The organism is Variovorax sp. 10L421, assembly GCF_056395365.1.
In genome coordinates this window covers 1-473 of sequence record NZ_JBFTJJ010000080.1, presented here as the reverse complement: position 1 = coordinate 473, position 473 = coordinate 1, and the positions used below count along the sequence as shown (strand labels likewise).

1 pseudogene is annotated in these 473 nt (G+C 71.9%); it reads right to left on the bottom strand.

Features of this window, described 5'->3' with window-relative positions:
- Positions 1–473 (bottom strand): annotated as a pseudogene (locus AC1DFC_RS29810) (peptidoglycan-binding protein); the annotation flags it as partial.

Genomic DNA, 473 nt, shown 5'->3' with positions numbered 1-473 from the left:
GCAATCACCTTGCCCTGCGCGGTGTTGGTGTAGCCGCCGAGGCCGCCGCCCGCGCTGCGGCCGGCCAGCGCGCCGAAGGCGCCGAAATCGGTCTTGGAGGCGCTGCCTTCGGAGGCCGCGACCTGCACGCCCGAGCGGTTGTCGATCAGTGTCAGCAGGGCGCTGGCTTCCTTGGTCTGCATGTTGCCGCCGATGGCCGCCAGTGCGCGGCCACGGCCGCCACCCACCAGCCCGCCCAGCGCCCCGCCGATGCCGCCCGCGTCGCTGTTGCTGAACACGATCTCGGGCGACAGGCCGTAGTCGGAGGCCACCATCTGGCCGCGGCCGAAGTTGCTGCCGCCGCGCATTTCACCCGACTGCATCAGCGCGCGCTCGCGCGTCATCGCGTTCATGCCGGCCGCGCCGCGCTCGACCACGATGAAGCAGTTCGATTGCTGCACCAGCAGGCGCAGCAGGTTGGCCGTGGGCGGCAG